General features: G+C 31.1%; 17 protein-coding genes. 2 read left to right on the forward strand and 15 right to left on the reverse strand.

What is annotated here, in order from left to right; genetic code table 11:
- Positions 1–59: 59 nt before the first annotated feature.
- From B2G86_RS07715 to B2G86_RS07730, 4 genes are all read right to left on the reverse strand, one after another.
- On the reverse strand, positions 60–788 hold the full coding sequence (locus tag B2G86_RS07715) for an amino acid ABC transporter ATP-binding protein (protein WP_078357550.1): 729 nt from the start codon (positions 786–788) through the stop codon (positions 60–62).
- Complete coding sequence (locus B2G86_RS07720) at positions 785–1,504, reverse strand: amino acid ABC transporter permease (protein WP_078357551.1); 720 nt, start codon at positions 1,502–1,504, stop codon at positions 785–787. Before B2G86_RS07720 ends, B2G86_RS07715 begins: the two co-directional genes overlap by 4 nt.
- Positions 1,485–2,267 (reverse strand): amino acid ABC transporter substrate-binding protein, encoded by a 783-nt coding sequence (locus tag B2G86_RS07725; RefSeq protein ID WP_078357552.1) that lies wholly within the window; start codon positions 2,265–2,267, stop codon positions 1,485–1,487. The genes B2G86_RS07720 and B2G86_RS07725 overlap by 20 nt, the downstream gene beginning before the upstream one ends.
- Before the next feature lie 87 nt (positions 2,268–2,354).
- Positions 2,355–3,431 carry a M42 family metallopeptidase gene (locus B2G86_RS07730; protein ID WP_078357553.1) on the reverse strand — a complete coding sequence of 359 codons (1,077 nt, stop codon included), beginning with the start codon at positions 3,429–3,431 and terminating at the stop codon, positions 2,355–2,357.
- Between the two features lie 80 nt (positions 3,432–3,511).
- Here B2G86_RS07730 and B2G86_RS07735 point away from each other — a divergent pair, with 80 nt between their 5' ends.
- The gene (locus tag B2G86_RS07735) at positions 3,512–3,826 is read left to right on the forward strand and encodes a hypothetical protein (protein WP_078357554.1); all 315 of its coding nucleotides are present in this window, start codon (positions 3,512–3,514) and stop codon (positions 3,824–3,826) included.
- 193 nt (positions 3,827–4,019) lie between these two features.
- On the opposite strand, the gene B2G86_RS07740 is transcribed toward B2G86_RS07735, so the two are convergent.
- The 10 genes from B2G86_RS07740 to B2G86_RS07785 all read right to left on the reverse strand — a co-directional run bounded on the left by B2G86_RS07740 (position 4,020) and on the right by B2G86_RS07785 (position 15,067).
- Positions 4,020–5,216, reverse strand: coding sequence for a MalY/PatB family protein (locus tag B2G86_RS07740; RefSeq protein ID WP_078357555.1), 1,197 nt, complete (start codon positions 5,214–5,216; stop codon positions 4,020–4,022).
- The gene (locus B2G86_RS07745) at positions 5,206–6,048 is read right to left on the reverse strand and encodes a YtnP family quorum-quenching lactonase (RefSeq protein WP_088368998.1); all 843 of its coding nucleotides are present in this window, start codon (positions 6,046–6,048) and stop codon (positions 5,206–5,208) included. Before B2G86_RS07745 ends, B2G86_RS07740 begins: the two co-directional genes overlap by 11 nt.
- Positions 6,049–6,559: 511 nt before the next feature.
- A complete protein-coding gene (locus B2G86_RS07750; RefSeq protein ID WP_078357556.1) occupies positions 6,560–7,447 on the reverse strand; it encodes a nuclease-related domain-containing protein in 888 nt (295 codons plus the stop codon).
- Positions 7,448–7,544: 97 nt separating this feature from the next.
- On the reverse strand, positions 7,545–8,180 hold the full coding sequence (gene trmB, locus B2G86_RS07755) for a tRNA (guanosine(46)-N7)-methyltransferase TrmB (RefSeq protein WP_078357557.1): 636 nt from the start codon (positions 8,178–8,180) through the stop codon (positions 7,545–7,547).
- Between the two features lie 13 nt (positions 8,181–8,193).
- Positions 8,194–8,985, reverse strand: a complete 792-nt coding sequence (locus B2G86_RS07760; protein ID WP_078357558.1) for a phosphotransferase family protein — start codon at positions 8,983–8,985, stop codon at positions 8,194–8,196.
- Between the two features lie 257 nt (positions 8,986–9,242).
- On the reverse strand, positions 9,243–10,091 hold the full coding sequence (dat, locus tag B2G86_RS07765; RefSeq protein ID WP_078357559.1) for a D-amino-acid transaminase: 849 nt from the start codon (positions 10,089–10,091) through the stop codon (positions 9,243–9,245).
- A complete protein-coding gene (gene pepV, locus B2G86_RS07770; protein ID WP_078357560.1) occupies positions 10,091–11,506 on the reverse strand; it encodes a dipeptidase PepV in 1,416 nt (471 codons plus the stop codon). The genes dat and pepV overlap by 1 nt, the downstream gene beginning before the upstream one ends.
- A gap of 720 nt (positions 11,507–12,226) precedes the next feature.
- Positions 12,227–12,658, reverse strand: coding sequence for a YtxH domain-containing protein (locus tag B2G86_RS07775; protein WP_078357561.1), 432 nt, complete (start codon positions 12,656–12,658; stop codon positions 12,227–12,229).
- Between the two features lie 69 nt (positions 12,659–12,727).
- The gene (locus B2G86_RS07780) at positions 12,728–13,429 is read right to left on the reverse strand and encodes a pseudouridine synthase (protein ID WP_078357649.1); all 702 of its coding nucleotides are present in this window, start codon (positions 13,427–13,429) and stop codon (positions 12,728–12,730) included.
- A gap of 3 nt (positions 13,430–13,432) precedes the next feature.
- Positions 13,433–15,067, reverse strand: a complete 1,635-nt coding sequence (locus B2G86_RS07785; protein WP_078357562.1) for a putative polysaccharide biosynthesis protein — start codon at positions 15,065–15,067, stop codon at positions 13,433–13,435.
- 122 nt (positions 15,068–15,189) lie between these two features.
- Between B2G86_RS07785 and B2G86_RS07790 the strand changes: the two genes are divergently transcribed.
- The gene (locus tag B2G86_RS07790; protein ID WP_078357563.1) at positions 15,190–16,446 is read left to right on the forward strand and encodes a BaiN/RdsA family NAD(P)/FAD-dependent oxidoreductase; all 1,257 of its coding nucleotides are present in this window, start codon (positions 15,190–15,192) and stop codon (positions 16,444–16,446) included.
- A gap of 57 nt (positions 16,447–16,503) precedes the next feature.
- Here the strand turns inward: B2G86_RS07790 and B2G86_RS07795 are convergent, their stop codons facing one another.
- On the reverse strand, positions 16,504–16,815 hold the full coding sequence (locus B2G86_RS07795; protein WP_078357564.1) for a rhodanese-like domain-containing protein: 312 nt from the start codon (positions 16,813–16,815) through the stop codon (positions 16,504–16,506).
- Positions 16,816–16,825: the final 10 nt, after the last annotated feature.

A 16,825-nucleotide genomic window follows, 5' to 3' on the forward strand; every position in this document is an offset into this window, starting at 1 on the left:
ATACTATAAAAAAGCACTTGTAATTATTTAAAATCAAATAATTACAAGTGCTTTTTTTATTATACTTCTATTACATTAAGGAATTTTTTTAATGCTTCTGTTTTTGGCTGAGTAAATAACGTTTCAGGTTTACCTTCTTCACCAATTAAACCATCATTAATAAATACCATTCTATCTGAAACTTCTCTAGCAAAACGCATTTCATGAGTAACAATAACCATCGTCATACCTTCATTAGCTAAATCCTTTATGACTTTTAACACATCATTTACAAGTTCAGGATCTAATGCTGATGTAGGCTCATCAAAAAGCATTACTTTAGGGTTCATTGCTAGTGCTCTTGCAATTGCAACACGTTGTTGTTGTCCACCAGATAATGCGTGTGGTCTTTGATCTTTTACACTTTCTAATCCTACTTTTTTCAAAAGCTGTAGCGCTTCACTAAGTGCATTTTGTTTACTCATTTTTTTAACTGTTATTAAACCTTCCATTACATTTTCAATAGCAGTCTTATGAGGGAACAAGTTATAACTTTGGAAGACCATTCCAGATTGTTTTCTAACTTTAATTTGAGATTTTTTATTCTCAGCAGTATAAGTTTCGCCATTTACAACAACTGTACCTTCTGAAGGGATTTCTAATGCATTCATCATTCGTAGTAAAGTTGTTTTACCTGATCCAGATCTACCAATTAAAGTGATAACCTCACCTTTATCTACTGAAAGATTAATGCCTTTGATCACTTCTTTGTCATTAAAAGATTTTTTTATATTTTGAAGTTCTATCATGAGCGATACCCTCTTTCAATATATGATTCATAATAAGATTGGATTACGGAAATGATGAAACAAACAACCCAATATAAAATAGCTACTAATAAATAAATAGTTAAAAATTCATAAGTAGTAGAAGCTACTTCTTGTGCTTTTCTAAACATTTCTGCAACCAATATGAATCCTAGTAATGAAGTATCTTTTATTAAACTTAAGAATGTATTACCTAAAGCTGGTACTGATACTCTAATAGCTTGAGGTAAAATAATGCGTTGCACTGTTTGTTTATAATTCATACCGATTGAATAAGCTGCTTCTGTCTGACCTTTAGGAATTGACATAATTCCACCTCTTAATATTTCAGATGCATATGCACCAACATTAAGTGAAAGACCTATTATTGCAGCTATAACCGGTGATAATGTAAGCTGATTATCCGCTTCTCCTGTTGCTAATCTGCCAATTTCGGGAATACCGTAAAAGATAATGAATAATTGAACAATCATAGGCGTTCCTCTTATGATTGATACATAAAAACGGGCAATCCCTTTAAGTACTTTGCTGCTTGAAATACGCATCAAAGCTGTTAATAAAGCCAATATCAATCCTATAACAAAAGTAGCTAAAGTTATAGGAATAGAATATTTAACTAAACCTTCTAACATCGGTAGAAAAGCTTGTTTAGCAGCATTTAAAGCATGAAGTTGTTCATCATTTAGGTTCTGAAACATTATCGCCAAACCATTTCTTACTTATTTTTTCTAATTCACCATTATCTTTTAATGTTTTCAAACCTTTATTGAATTCTTCGATTTTTTTGTCATCTTCTTTTTTACTAAATGTAAATGCTGATTGACTTTGTTCTGCATCGCCTTCAATAGCTTTGATTTTAGCATTTGGTTTTTGTTTTTTATAATCTAAATATGAAACATTATCATTAAATGTACCTTCAACACGGTTAGATTGTAATAAGTCCATAGCTTGATTAAAACCATCTACTTTAGTGATATCTGCTCCTTTAGATTGAGCAAGTTTACCATAATTTGATGTTAATGTTTGAGCTAATTTTTTACCTTTAACATCATCAAATGATTTAATATCTTTGTTCTTCTCATTTACTACTAGTACACCTTTAGAATAAGTGTATGGATCTGAGAATTTATATTTAGCTTTTCTTTCATCATTAATACCTACTTGGTTTGCAATCATATCAAAACGTCCTGCATCAAGTCCTGCAAACATTGAATCCCACTGAGTTTCTTTAAACTCAACTTTATAACCAATTTCTTTTGCTACAGCTTTAGTAACTTCAACATCATAGCCAGTTAATTTATCATTTTTATCATGAAAACTAAATGGCGCGTAAGTACCTTCAGTACCTACAACAATTTTTTTGTCGTCTTTCTTACTGCTACTTTCTTTTGAATCGTCACTATTCCCACATGCAGCTAACACTACTATTAATGCAATAATTAAAAATATACCTTTTTTCATTTATACATCCCTCTATTCTTAGTATCCTAATCGGAATAAACATAGTTTAGACTGAAATCCATGAACTGTCAATTACTAAAATCTGACTTATTTAAATTTTAAATATTCAATCTTTTCTGAACTTAAATCTAATACTAATGTTTCAAGTAATGTCTTTGCACTTAAGTAATCTCTAACATCATAAATTGCTTTACTCGTGTGGATGTACCTTGCACAAACGCCAATTACAGCAGTAGGTATACCAGTTAAAGATTTGTGAATTTCGCCACCATCTGTACCACCTGGTGATTGGAAATATTGATGATCAATTTCTTTATCTTCAACAGTCTCAATTAAATAATCTCGCATTCTTTCAGAAAGAATCATCGTACGATCAAGAATTCTAATTAATACACCCTTACCTAATGCACCTGACAAACCGATGTGACCTTTCATATCATTCGCTGGAGAACAATCTACAACTAAAGCTAAATCAGGTTGAATAAGATTTACACTTGCAGAAGCACCTCTTAATCCAACTTCTTCTTGAACGTTTGCTCCGACGTATAAATCAACATCCAATTCTTTGTCTTTTAGTAACTCTAATAGTTCTAGTCCAACAAGACATCCATATCTATTGTCCCAAGCTTTTGCTAATACTCTATTTTCTGTCAATCTTTCAAAATCAGTACGAGGAACAATCGTATCACCTATGCGAATACCCATTTCTTTTAATTGTTCTAAACTTTCTGCTCCAACATCTAATAACATGTCTTCAATAGCAACGCCTGATTCTTTACCCGTTCTAAAATGTTTAGGTATACTTCCAACTACACCATTATAATATTGACCATCACGAGTTTTTAATTGTAGTGTTTGTGATAACCAAACATCTGATGAAACGCCTCCTAGTGGTGTGAACTTTAACATACCCTCTTTTGTCATTTCAGTAACCATAAATCCGATTTCATCCATGTGAGCTGCTATTAATACTTTAGGAGCATTTTCTTTTTTAGATTTTTTGATACCATATATACTCCCCATATTATCGCCAATTATTTCATCTACAAATGGTTCCATTTTTTCTTTTAAATATTCACGTACTTCACTTTCAAATCCTGGAACGCCATGTAATTCAGTAAGTTCTTTCATTCTAGTCAATGTTTCTTGTCTAATTTGTGTCATTATGATTCTCCCTATTTAAATATTTATCTATCATACATTCTTTGTGTTAAACTAAATTTAAGAAAAAAGGAGGCATGGTCATGCAAAATAATAAGTTACGCTTTGTCATATTAATTTCTTCTATTTTTACAGGATTAGGGGTACTTGCAACTATCATTTACTTTAAGCAGTTCAAGCTCTACAATTGCGAAGAAATACTTAATCAAGTGAAAAAAGAATTTAATAATGTGGAAGCATCTTATATCTTACATATCCCAAAGACCTACCAAAAATTCGGCATTGAAACAAAAGTAGTTCATGGTGGCATTTCTATAAATAAAAATGGCAAACTTATACACTACGAATTTATTGCTGATGCTTTTAATGGCCAAGTCATTGATATTTATGAAATATAATACTATTAAATGAAACATGATGTACATAAAAGTACATCATGTCAGACTGCCGTCAATGTCCTAGACTTTGACGGCAGTTTTTTTGCGCATGCTTTCCGCGGGCATGTTCTCAGCCTGTAGTCTTTGAATCATGCTCTTCCCGCGGGAGTCAGCGCAAAAAATACTAAATATTTAAAAAATATTTTATAATTTTTTAAATTTTATTATTTGATAATGCGGTAAATGACTTTTTAATAGCTTCTAAACCATTTACCAATTTTTCCTCACTGCATGCTAAGTTCATTCTAAAGTGATGACTTTCACTTATTTCAAATGAATTACCAATTCCTGTTGCAATTTTGCCTACAGATTGTAACGCTTTTTGTACTTCACTTTCATTAAATCCACTTTTAGAAAAATCAATCCACGCCAAATAAGTAGAATCTGGCTTGATAAATGTTAGTTGTTCTGGCATTTCACTTTTAATAAAATCATCTAGTATATCCATATTTCTTTCAATATGTTGGTTTAATTGATCAACCCAATCTCCAGCTTGTGTATATGCTACTTTTACAGCTTCAACTGCAAGTGTATTGGCTGCTGCTAAACCGTAATAAGTGGCAAGCTTTCTATTAAATTGTAATGTGAAATATCTATGTTTAGTAATCATGTAACTACTCGCTAAACTCGCTAAATTAAACGTTTTTCCTAATCCAGTTACAACTAAAATTGGAGAATCTAATTTCATTTGATTCGTCATTGAATAAAATCCTTTTTCACTTCTTACAAAGTCCATATGAATTTCATCAGAAACGATAAATACATCATTTTTTTCACAAACTTCTTTCATAAATTCACATTCTTCTTTTGTCCATACTTTACCAGTAGGATTATGAGGGTTACAAAGTACTAGAACCTTCACATCATCTTGAGCCGCCATTTTCTCAAATTGTGCCTTATCTAATTCGTATCCATTTTCTTTCTTGATTAAAGGTGATTCTACTAGACGTCTATTATTTCCTTCAATTAAATTAATAAACGCATTATAAGAAGGAGTGTGTATTAATACGCCTTCATCTTCTTTTGTAAATTCACGAATTACTTCTGTAACAGTAAATAATATACTTGGCACATAATAAATATCATTTTTTTGAACATTTACTGAAAACCTAGTTTTGTACCAATGTTTAATTGCATTTAAGTATTCATCTTGTTTCCAAACTAAATATCCAAAATGGGCTTGGTCTAATTTGTTTTTTAAATGATCAATTATAAAATCAGGTGTTTTAATATCCATATCAGCTATCCAGAAAGGTTCAAGATTTTCGTAATCGTATACTTTACGTTGCCCTTCATAAGCTACCGTGGCAGTTCCTCTTCTATCAATAATTTCATCAAAATTATATTTCAACTAAATCATCCCTTCTAATGTTTTCTTTGATTCCCCTTGTTTCTTCATCAATTCGTACAGCAAAATGATCTGCATCATGATAAAACACAAACCAATAATCATTTTTAATATATTTTTGTAATAAACGTTCTTTTGCATTAATTGAATCCATTGGATAATCATCATAAGCTGTAACCCATAATGGATTTAAATGAGCAATCGTTGGCATTATATCTGCCATATGTACAGCTTTCTCACCATCACTTTCTATTTCGATGACACTATGACCAGCACTATGGCCACCAGTATGATGCATAGTAATTCCCGGTATTATTTCCATGCTTTTAACGAAAGTAACTACTTGATGTTCAATACCTTTATAATTTTCTTCCCAATATGTTGATTTACTTCTAATATTAGGTGATCTTAGCTCGTTCCATTCAATTTGTGATGTATAGATTGTTGCATTTTTAAATACTGATTGACCATCTGGTGTTGTTAGTCCACACGCATGATCAAAATGCATATGTGACATAATAACAATATCTATATCATTAATAGTGATGCCAAATTGATTTAAAGAATTTTCTATATCACTTTCGTAAGTCGTTCCATAATTCCGCTTTTGTTTATCAGTTAATTTACCGTTACCTATCCCTGCATCTATGATAATATTATGTTCTTTACTCTGAACAAATATTGGATGCGTAACAAGAGGTATTTGATTGAGTTCATTAACTGGATATTTTTTTGTCCACAATGCTCTCGGCACAACACCGAACATTGCACCACCATCCATTTGAGTAATACCACCTTGTAATGGACATAATTTAAAATCACCTATATTTAACAAGATTATCCCCTCCAATCATTTATCATTATTTTATCATTAATTGATTTAATGAACATCTTTCAAGATTGGCAAGTTGTTTATGGTATTAAGCGTATTTATTAATTCAGTTGATAAGTGGAAATTGTTCTATTTATCATGTTGGCCACGTCTTGCAATATTCAGACGCTCTATTTATCATGTTTACCTCGTCTTGATAAATTCAACCGCTCTATTTATCATGTTTGCCACGTCTTGATAAATTCAACCGCTCTATTTATCATGTTTGCCTCGTCTTGATAAATTCACGCCTTCTATTTATCATGTTTGCCTCGTCTAGCAATATTCAGCCTCTCTATTTATCATGTTGGACCTGACTTGATAAATTCAGCCGCTCTATTTATCATGTTTGCCTCGTCTTGATAAATTCAACCGCTCTATTTATCATGTTTACCTCGTCTTGATAAATTCAACCGCTCTATTTATCATGTTTGCCTCGTCTTGATAAATTCAAGTGATCTAAGTATCACTATACTTACAATTCTTCGTTATCTAAGTAATACTTTTTGGGATTTTTATCGATAGACTTAAAATATTTTTCTACCACTCTTCTAATCGTTAGACTATTTTCTAACTGACACCACTTTTGAGCTTCATTCAATGTAAAAGGTTCTTTTTTACATATATAAAGTTCTTTCAAGTTATATAAATACAAGTTTTGTCGAGCAATTTTATAAAGACATGCTTCACATACTAAATATTTCTTATTAATTTCTAGTGTAGTTTTGTATAGTCTTTTACAACGTGGACACTTTAGTCCTTTACGTAAATGTTCAATTGGAATTTTATTGACATTATTATATATATGAGAAAAGTCACTATGATTACTTTTAAATATCTTTAATATTCGAGAATTTTCTATTGATTTATTATTTTTAAACATATATTGAAGTTTGTGTAATTCTGTAGGTAATAAAACATTGATGTTATTTGGAATATGCGTTTTTAATGTGAATTTAGGATTTGAAAATACTAGAAAAGATTTTATTTCTCTGTTTATATTGTAGTGGGTTATAACGTGGTTTAATTCATAATGTGCTCTTTTGATTTGTTGAAAAGGGGTGTAAAACATAGTTCCATATTCATTAAGCAACTGTCCTTCATGAATACTGTAATCTCCTGAATAATGTTTAACTTCTAAATGAAATATTGTATCATCAGAAATTACTAAAAAGTCTATTTGAACCCGATTCTTATAATTTAAATTGAGATTATATATGTAGTTAGACTGTTTATACTTATCTAATAATCCTTTGATACAAACCTCTCCTTCTAAACCTCTAATATAATTTTTCGTTTCGTCATCAATTTTTTCTAAAATAATTCTATTCTGTAATGCTAATAAATATTTATGACTGTCCATTGTTGTACCTCCATATTTAATACCATTATTATATTCAACTTACTAAAAGAATAAAAGAAAAAGCTGGGACAAATTAATTTGTCCCAGCTTAATCATTTTATTTAAAGCTAGCTTCCATTCGATAAATTCTAAATCCTCTGCTTGAGAATTTATCTTCGTATTCTGTACGAATATTATCTTCTGGTTCGTCTTCATGTAAATTCAAGTTAATATAATCAAATGACATACCATATTGTGACATGCTTTCTAAACTATACTCAAATAATCCTTGATTATCAGTTTTAAAATGGATTTGACCATCTTTTTTCAAAATGTGTTGATATATATCTAGAAAGGATGAGAATGTTAATCTACGTTTTGCATGACGTGTTTTTGGCCACGGATCAGAAAAATTAAGATATACTCTAGAAACTTCATTTTCTACAAAATACTCAGTTAATAATTTTGCATCTTGATTTATTAACTTGATATTGTCTAATTCCATTTCTTTAACTTTTTCTAATACCCTTACCATAACATTTTTGTCCTTTTCAATTGCAACATAATTGATGTTAGGATTTTGTTTAGCTGTTTCAGTAATAAACCTACCCATTCCAGTACCAACCTCTATATGTATTGGTTGGTCTTTATCAAACCACTCAGCCATTTTATATTGATGGTTTAGATCTACATCTACTAAATTGGGATGATCTTTCAAAAAGTCATCAGCCCAAGGTTTATTTCGCATTCTCATTCAAAGTAGCTCCTTATATAAATACATTTCTTGTCATTACTTCATTCAAGAAGTTTAACCAATCATTCATATCATTATATCGCTTTTTCTCTTCATACCATTCTACCATAGCGATAGCTTGTATTAACGTGTACCATTTCATACGTTTTTTCAAATCATGCGTATCGTTAATACCATATTTGCTCAACCAATCTACCCAGTCATTTTCATCAACATAAGTATATAATATCATGCCAATATCAATAGCAGGATCTGCAATCATCGCACCTTCCCAATCTACAAGAAATAGTTCGTCTTGGTCAGATAATAACCAATTGTTATGATTAACATCTCCATGTATTACAGTATAAAATCTGCTATCTAATGTAGGCATATTATCTTCTAAGTAAAGCAATGCCTTTCTAACAGTCCTATTCGATAATACATGTCTAGATAAAGAACTATTGATTTTCTTAAATAATAGTTCTGGATGCATCGGTTTCATTTCCATACGTTTAAGCATATTTAATAATTGTTTAGAAGAATGTATTTTTTTAAGAAGTTTGGCAACACGGTTAGAATTCATTTCATCTTGGACTAACTCTCTACCATTTTTCCAATGCTGTGCAGTTACAACTTCTCCTGTTTCAATTCTTTTAGTCCAAACTAATTTAGGTACAATACCTTCAGCAGATAATGCTGTTAAAAAAGGACTTGAATTACGTTTTAGGAAGAGCTTGCGGCCATCTTGTTCTGCCATATATGCTTCACCAGATGCTCCACCTGCTGAGTCTAACGTCCATCCTAATTGATAAAAATGTTCCAACCTATCCACCTCACTTTCAGAAAAAGAAAAAGACTCAAGAATGTTCCTTTTCAAGAGTCATATTTTAATCTTAAAAAATTTCGTTTAATTTTTGTAGTTTTAGTGCGCTTCTTTTAAATTTTATTATCTTTTGGTTAAGATTTCAACCTCATAAATGAAAACTTTCGAGTATTTTGAACCTATTAATATACAATAAGTCTAATAAATTCAGTATTCATATGGTTTGGTCTAGATATTAAAATTACACTAAAATATTTTTAAGAATTGGACTCAATATAATTATCAAATGATTTTTGTAGTTGCTTCGTAATTTGACCAACTTTACCATCCCCGATTTTACGATCATTCACTTGTACAACAGGCATAACTTCAACAGACGTACTTGAAACAATGACTTCATCTGCATTGTTTAAGAAGTCTAAATTAAATGCTTCTTCTATAAATGGAATTTCTAAGTCCTGAGCTATTTTTTTAATAACACGTCTCGTAATACCATTTAATATTAAATTATTTGCTGGATGTGTATATATTTTACCGTTTTTAATAGCATACACGTTACTTGAGCTACCTTCTGTTACAGTTTGGTCTCTGTGCATGATTGCTTCTGCAGCATCATTTTGAGTAGCTTTTTCTTTAGCTAGAACGTTACCTAATAAATTCAAACTTTTTATATCACATCTTAACCATCTAATATCATCAACAGTGATTGCTTTAACACCATTTTCTAATTCTTCATATGGTCTGTCATAGCTTTTTGAAAAAGCAGTAAATACTGGTTTTGTACTGGCATCAGGAAATGGGTGATTACGAGGTGCTACACCACGAGTAACTTGAATATATATGCCACCATTTACTACATTATTCTTTGCAGCTAACTCTTTTGTTACATCAATTAGTCCTTCTACAGTATAATCTTCTAAATTTAAACCAATTTCTTTAGCACTTCTAAACAATCTCTCATAGTGTTCATGTGCTGTGAATACTTCGCCGTCATAAATACGTATGTATTCATATATTCCATCTCCAAAATTGTATCCTCTGTCAGAAAAACTTACTTGCCCTTTAGATTCGTCAACAAATTCATCATTTATATAAATATATGTCATTACTCATCATCCTTTACACAGACATTGTATATTGCTTCTAAATAAATTGCAGTTGCATTAAATAATTGTTTTTTTGTAATGTATTCATTTTTTTGATGCATTAAATCTTCTGAGTCTTTAAACATCGCACCAAATGCTACACCTTTATCTAAGTTTCTAGCGTATGTTCCACCACCAATTGTGTATGGCTCAGATTTGTCACCAGTTTGATTTCTATAAGCTGATAATAGCTGCTCTATAAATGGATCGTTCTTATCTACATAGTGTGGTAATTGATGTTTATCCATTTCAATTTCAAAGCCTTTTTCAGTTACTTCTTCAGTAAAACGAGAAATGGATTGATCAAAATTGAAACCTTCTGGATATCTTAAATTAATTCCGAATTGACCACCATCTACATCTGTATAGCTCATAATACCCGTATTAGTTGTAACTTCTCCCATTTCTTCAGTAGCAAATTTCATACCCATTTTCTCACCTTTTGGAGAGTCGACTAAATAGTCATTAGCAAATTTAACGTATGAATTTGCATACTTATCTAAATTCAATTTATTTAAAAATTGGATAAGTAGTAACCCAGCATTTACTCCTAAAGTTGGATCCATACCATGTGCTGCTTTACCATGAACGATTAAATTTAAAAATCCTTCGTCAATTGAAGCTTCACCCTCAATTTCATGCTCACTTAAAAATGATTCAAATATTTGTACAACATTAGTCATTTGTTCTTTAATTAATAATTTTGCTTGAGCAGTGTCTGGAACCATATTAAATCTTTCACCTGAGAAGAAGGCTTTTAATTCTACTTCTGGTTCATCATTATCTTCAACATACCCTGATTGTAGAATGTTAAATGTAACAATACCTTTTTCTCCATGAATAAGTGGGAATTCGGCATCTGGTGCAAAACCTACAGAAGGCATTTCTTCAGTTTCAAAATATCTATCTGTACATTTCCAATCAGACTCTTCGTCTGTGCCCACAATAATATGTATTCTTTTCTTCCAATCAACTTTCATATCTTCTAAAATCTTTACAGCATAATATGCTGCTATAGTTGGACCTTTATCATCTAAAGTGCCACGCGCTATAATAGCATTTTCAGTTTCAACAGGTTCAAATGGATTAAAATCCCATCCAGCTCCAGCTGGTACAACATCAACATGGCAAAGAATACCTAATAAGTCCTCACCTTTACCTGCTTCGATTCTTCCGACTATATTTTCAATATCTACATAAGAGAAGCCATCTCTTTCACCAATTTGATACATATAATTCAACGCTTTTTTAGGACCAGGTCCAACCGGTGCATCATATGAACTGGCAGAATCATCTCTTACGCTTTCGATGCTTAAGAGCCCCTTTAAATCATTAATAATATCTTCTTCATATTCTTTAACTTTATTTTTCCACATCGAAAATCATCTCTTTCTTAACTTGAATAGTTATCTATATAATACATGATATTTTTGTAAATATGAAATAGAAATACTGATAAATTGCTATTTTTTTAGCTAAAAAATTATTTCCTTATACGTACCACTATGGTCATTTATATTTTAAATTTTTTTAAAGAAATTATTTCCCATTTAAAAAGGACAGTCATTTATAAATAATTAAATATATACCGACAAAACTGTCGGTCTCAGACTGTCGACAAACTGTCTTGAATTTATCAAGACAGGTCCAACATGATAAATAGAGAGGCTGAATATTGCAAGACGAGGCTAACATGATAAATAGAGAGGCTGAATATTGCAAGACGAGGCTAACATGATAAATAGACGGGCTGAATATTGCAAGACGAGGCTAACATGATAAATAGAGAGGCTGAATATTGCAAGACGAGGCTAACATGATAAATAGAGAGGCTGAATATTGCAAGACGAGGCTAACATGATAAATAGACGGGCTGAATTTATCAAGACAAGGCAATCATGATAAATAGACGGGCTGAATTTATCAAGACAAGGCAATCATGATAAATAGAGATGCTTATATAACTGTCTTTATAAAAAAAGGGTCTGGTGTCACACCCAGACATCTATTGCCTATAGAATAACAAAAGGCTGAGACAATTAATTTGTCCCAGCCTCTTTAGACCGTCAAACTGACGGTCTAATAGTTATAATTGCTTATTTATTATTTTTTAAGTCTTCTTCTGTAACAACTCTTAAATTACCGTTAGCTGTTCCACCCTCGTCATCAAATTTAGCTTCACTTAAATCTGTTGGTTCTTGATTATCTTTTTTAAGACGATTTTTAGCATTAGAAGCATATCCTTTAGGATTTTCTTTTGCTTTTTGGAATTCATTTTTAGCTTTTACTTTAGCTGATTCTTTGTAAGTTGTTGGATCTTCTTTGTATTTACCATATTCATTTTGAGCTTTACCTTTTAAGTCATTTGCTTTTTGTTTTGCATTTTCTTTGTAATTATCTGGGTCTTCTTTGTATTTACCATATTCGTTTTTTAATTTATCTCTATTTTCTTTTTTAGATAAGACAACTGCTGCTGCAGTTCCTCCTAATACAACTAATGTTCTAAATAATCCTGCTTTTTTAGCCATTTGTATCCACCTCTATTTAATTTAATACTAGTTATAATACCCTTAGTTAAAGTTTATAAACATTTAAATCTATAAATTCAAAAGTTTAAAATCTTCTTCCATCAAATGTCTGTACTCACCAAGTTCTAATAATTCATCGAGTTCTAAGTCAGCAATTTGTATTCGTTTTAAATAAGTAACTTCACAACCTATTGATTGAAACATTCTTTTAACTTGATGGAATTTACCTTCATATATGGTAACAAATGCTTTAGAACTTTCATCATTCTCAATAATTTCTAATTCACTTGGTGAAGATGTAAAGTCTCCTAAATCAATACCTTTTTTAAATATTTCTGTTGCATTCTCACTAATATATCCATCTACTTCGACATAATATTTTTTAGGAACTTTGTGTTTTGGGCTCATTAATTGATGTGAGAATTTGCCATCGTTAGTTAATAATAACAATCCTTCAGTATCTTTATCTAATCTGCCTACAGGGAATAAATCTAAATGCATATATTCTGGAACAATATCAATTACCGTTTCGTGCTCATCATCCTCAGTTGCTGATATATAACCTGCTGGTTTATTCATCATTAAATAAACAACTGGCTCATATTCAATAGGAATATCATCAAAAGTTATAACATCTTCTTCTGGATTGATATGCATTTCAGGCTTTTTAACAATTTCTTCATTCACACTTACTAAATTTTTCTTAAGAAATTTTTTCACTTCTTTTCGAGTTCCTATACCTGCATTTGCTAAAAATTTATCTAATCTCATCATTTACACCCACTTAATTTTACGTCTGATTTTAGAAGTAATATCCCCTAAAAATTCGTCTGCTAAACGAGAGCGCATTGTTAAATAACCATATACAATAACACCAACAATACCACCTACAATTAATACGATTAATGCACCTAATTTAGATGATGGATCTATAAAGAGTGAAACAATGAAATAGCTTAATTCCACTAATAACACCATTACAATTGTATAGAACGTAATTCTTAATGTTTGATAAATCGTTATATTAAATTTAAAGTCTGCATATTTCCAAAGGACTACACAGTTTAATATTACTGCAACAAGCAAAGCAATTGCAGTACCTAATACTGCCCCTAATGTATGGAATACCATTATTAATGGCAAGTTGATAATAGCTTTTATAATTAATGAAGCAATAACTATCCATACTGTTAAAGCTTGTTTATCGATTCCTTGTAACATTGAAGCTGTAACTGATAATAATGCGATTAAAATACTAACTGGCGCGTACCAGAATAATATTTCAGTTCCCATTGGACTATAGCTATAAAACACGTTATATAATGGTTGAGCAAGCACCATAATCCCTAATGATGCAGGTACTGTTAAATAAAGTAATACGCCTAATGACTTTCTTATTTGATGATGCATAGCATCAATTCTACCTGAATTATATGTGTTTGTTATAAAAGGCACTAAACTTACCGCAAACCCAGCAGCTAATGAAGTTGGGATCATAACAATTTTATTTGTAGTCATACTTAACATAGTAAAATAAATATCATGTAATTCACTGTTTACACCAGCCATTGCTAAACCAGTATTATGTGTGAACTGATCAATTAAATTAATAATTGGGAAGCATAAACTTACAATTACAAACGGTATACTATATTTAATGATTTCTTTGTAAATTTTGAAATAAGAAACATCAATATCACTTATATCTTGTTCAACTTCAGCTTTAATTAAATGTCTTCTTTTCACCCAATAATAAAGCAATGTTAACAATGCAGTAACAGCACCTATTCCAGCTGCAAACGTAGCAACTTGGTTGGCCATTAAAACAGATCCGTTCATCACATTTAATACGAGGTAACTTCCTCCTAAAATAAAAGCGATACGTGCAACTTGTTCTGTAACTTCAGAAACAGCAGTTGGTCCCATAGAATTAAAACCTTGAAAAATACCTCTCCAAGTGGCCAACAATGGTATAAATAATACTACAAAACTGATCGTTCTAATAACAGTTGTAATGTCATCTATTTGCCATCCGCCTTCTAAATCACCATTATTTGCTAGTGTTAATTGAGCAATTGTCGGTGATAAGAAGTATAAAAGTAGAAAACCAATAACTCCTGAAATGGACATAACTATAAAACTAGATTGATATAGTTTTCTACTCACTTTATAAGCACCAAGTGCATTATATTTGGATACATATTTTGCTGCTGCAAGTGGAACACCAGCAGTTGCGATTGTTATCATGATTGTGTATGGTTGATAAGCATATGTAAATGGTGCAAGATTTTTTTCATCGCCAATAATAGCATAAAAAGGTATTAAATAAAGTATACCTATGACTTTCGTTATTAAAATACTAGCAGTAAGAAGGAAGGTTCCCCTTACTAGCGCTTTACTTTCTGACATAATTTCATCCCTATCTAATTTACTTTTAAATTTAATAATAACAGGTTTATTTCTATTCTACTACTTTTTTTAAGACTCATTATTCGTTAAAATATTATTACATATACTTATGGAGGTTACTTATGTATCATACAATAATAATTGGCGCTGGACCTAGTGGTTTAATGGCTGCATATAGTGCAAGTGCTAAAGGCAACAGCGTTTTATTAATCGAAAAGAAAAAAGGATTAGGACGTAAACTTCGTATATCAGGTGGCGGTAGATGTAACGTGACTAACCGTTTACCTTATGAAGAAATTATAAAAAACATTCCTGGTAATGGAAAGTTTTTATATAGTCCTTTTTCTACTTTTGATAACGAATCTATCATTAACTTCTTTGAATCTCGAGAAGTAAATCTCAAAGAAGAAGACCATGGTCGAATGTTCCCCGTTTCTAATCGCGCCCAAGATGTTGTTGAAGCTCTTGTAAATTCCATAAAAGAAAATGGTGTCGAAATACGTCAAGAGACAACAGTTTCATCAATAGAAAGTGAAAATCAACAAATTTCTGGTGTTACATTACAAGATGGAACTTTCATCCCTTCACGTACTGTTATTATAGCATCAGGAGGATGTAGCGTCCCACACACTGGTTCTACTGGTGATGGTTACAAATTTGCTAAAAACCTTGGACATTCAATAACTGAACTCTTCCCTACAGAAGTTCCTATTAAATCTAGCGAGCCTTTTATTAAAAATAAAACACTGCAAGGATTAAGTTTACAAAATGTCGGTCTTTCCGTTTTAAAGAAAAATGACAAACCTAGAATAACACATCAAATGGATATGTTGTTTACTCACTTTGGTGTTTCAGGACCAGCTGCTTTAAGATGTAGCCAGTTCGTTTATAAAGAACAAAAATCACAAAAGAAAAATGAAGTTAAAATGTCTATCGATGCATTTCCAGAAATAAAAGCACATGAATTAGAACAACAAATTGTAAAAAAATTAAAAGATGAGCCAAACAAAGCGATAAAAAATGCATTAAAAGGACTCGTCCAAGAAAGATATTTACACTTTATTTTAGAACAGTCAAGTATTGATATAGATGTAACTTATCATCATTTATCACAACAAGCCATTAGAACTTTTGTTCAAAACCTTAAATCCTTTACTTTTACAGTTAATGGAACATTGCCTATCGACAAAGCATTTGTAACTGGTGGTGGCATAAACATTAAAGAAATTGAACCTAATACAATGCAATCTAAGTTATGTCCTGGTTTATTTTTCTCAGGAGAAGTTTTGGATATTCATGGTTATACAGGTGGATATAATATTACAAGTGCATTAGTTACAGGTTATGTAGCTGGATATAACGCATCAATTTATGAATAATTAATTATAATAAAAATGGAGTGGGACAATTAATCTGTCCCACTCCATTTATTATATTTAAACTCTTTTATTTTCTAAACCGTCGTCGCCCCACTCATTCATGCCGCCTTCAATATTAACTGCATCAATGTCGTGGTCATTCAAGTATTCTACTACTTTAGCGCTTCTGACACCACCAGCACATACAATATAATATGTTTGGTCTTTATCGAAGTGTTTTAATTCATTTGATATTTCACCCATTGGAATATGTTTAGCTCCTGGAATCATACCTAATGCTACTTCGTCGTCTTCTCTTACATCAATAATGTTTATTGGATTACTTGATGTAATTTTTTCTGCTAATTCTGTTACTGTAATTTCTTTCATAACTAGAACA

The organism is Mammaliicoccus fleurettii (assembly GCF_002018435.1).
GTDB classification, from domain to species: Bacteria; Bacillota; Bacilli; order Staphylococcales; family Staphylococcaceae; genus Mammaliicoccus; species Mammaliicoccus fleurettii.

Excerpts from the sequence above, each read along its gene's own strand:
- B2G86_RS07735 (WP_078357554.1), top strand. The coding sequence starts at position 3,512 with ATGCAAAATAATAAGTTACGCTTTGTCATATTAATTTCTTCTATTTTT.
- B2G86_RS07720 (WP_078357551.1), bottom strand. The coding sequence starts at position 1,504 with ATGTTTCAGAACCTAAATGATGAACAACTTCATGCTTTAAATGCTGCT.
- B2G86_RS07790 (WP_078357563.1), top strand. The coding sequence starts at position 15,190 with ATGTATCATACAATAATAATTGGCGCTGGACCTAGTGGTTTAATGGCT.
- B2G86_RS07775 (WP_078357561.1), bottom strand. The coding sequence starts at position 12,658 with ATGGCTAAAAAAGCAGGATTATTTAGAACATTAGTTGTATTAGGAGGA.
- B2G86_RS07715 (WP_078357550.1), bottom strand. The coding sequence starts at position 788 with ATGATAGAACTTCAAAATATAAAAAAATCTTTTAATGACAAAGAAGTG.
- pepV (WP_078357560.1), bottom strand. The coding sequence starts at position 11,506 with ATGTGGAAAAATAAAGTTAAAGAATATGAAGAAGATATTATTAATGAT.
- B2G86_RS07750 (WP_078357556.1), bottom strand. The coding sequence starts at position 7,447 with ATGGACAGTCATAAATATTTATTAGCATTACAGAATAGAATTATTTTA.
- B2G86_RS07725 (WP_078357552.1), bottom strand. The coding sequence starts at position 2,267 with ATGAAAAAAGGTATATTTTTAATTATTGCATTAATAGTAGTGTTAGCT.
- B2G86_RS07785 (WP_078357562.1), bottom strand. The coding sequence starts at position 15,067 with ATGTCAGAAAGTAAAGCGCTAGTAAGGGGAACCTTCCTTCTTACTGCT.
- B2G86_RS07780 (WP_078357649.1), bottom strand. The coding sequence starts at position 13,429 with ATGAGATTAGATAAATTTTTAGCAAATGCAGGTATAGGAACTCGAAAA.
- trmB (WP_078357557.1), bottom strand. The coding sequence starts at position 8,180 with ATGAGAATGCGAAATAAACCTTGGGCTGATGACTTTTTGAAAGATCAT.
- dat (WP_078357559.1), bottom strand. The coding sequence starts at position 10,091 with ATGACATATATTTATATAAATGATGAATTTGTTGACGAATCTAAAGGG.
- B2G86_RS07795 (WP_078357564.1), bottom strand. The coding sequence starts at position 16,815 with ATGAAAGAAATTACAGTAACAGAATTAGCAGAAAAAATTACATCAAGT.
- B2G86_RS07730 (WP_078357553.1), bottom strand. The coding sequence starts at position 3,431 with ATGACACAAATTAGACAAGAAACATTGACTAGAATGAAAGAACTTACT.